Raw genomic sequence first — 880 nt, forward strand, 5'->3', positions numbered from 1 at the left:
CCGGAAGGAATATGCAATGAACCTCTTTGCGGAATTCGAAAGCCRTATCAAGGCGATCCTGAGCGACAAGGTGATCCCCGCCGACAAGCGTGAAGACGCGGACCTGAGCCGTGTCGTGGTCGAGCCCCCGCGCGATCCCGCCCACGGCGATCTCGCCACCAATGCCGCCATGGTGCTCTCCAAGCAGATGGGCATGGCACCCCGCGCGCTCGCCGACGAGATCATCAAATACCTGCAGACCGATACGGATATTGCCGAGGTCAGCGTCGCAGGCCCGGGCTTCATCAATATCCGCCTGGCCAGTGTCTACTGGCAGCGCTTCCTCGGCCGCATCATCCGGCTGGGCGGCGGCTTCGGCCGTTCCAACATGGGCGCCGGCCATAAGGTCAATGTCGAATATGTGTCGGCCAATCCCACCGGCCCCATGCATGTCGGCCATTGCCGTGGCGCCGTGGTCGGCGACGCGCTGGCCAATCTGCTGGAAGTCGCAGGCTACGGCGTCATCAAGGAATATTACATCAACGACGCCGGCGGACAGGTTGACGTGCTCGCCCGCTCCGCCTTCCTGCGCTATCGCGAAGCACTGGGCGAAAACATTGGCGAGATCCCGGAAGGTCTTTATCCCGGCGACTATCTCGTCCCGGTTGGCGAAGCGCTGAAAACGGAATTTGGCTCAAAGCTGCGTGGCATGATCGAGGCCGAATGGCTGCCGATCGTCAAGGATCGCACGATCGATGCGATGATGGAGATGATCCGCCAGGACCTCGCTGCGCTCAACGTCCATCATGACGTCTTCTTCTCCGAGCGCACGCTGCATGCCGGCAACGGCGGACCGATCCTCTCGGCGATCAATGACCTGACCTATCAGGGTCATGTCTAT

At 61.3% G+C, this 880-nt stretch carries 1 protein-coding gene; it reads left to right on the forward strand.

Translation table 11 applies throughout. The features are described from left to right. Nucleotides 1-16: 16 nt before the first annotated feature. Nucleotides 17-880: arginine--tRNA ligase domain-containing protein (gene argS, locus AC1D0P_RS26185; protein ID WP_477679393.1), on the forward strand; the 864-nt coding region annotated here is incomplete at its 3' end.

It is taken from the genome of Polaromonas sp. P1_G2 (assembly GCF_056405515.1).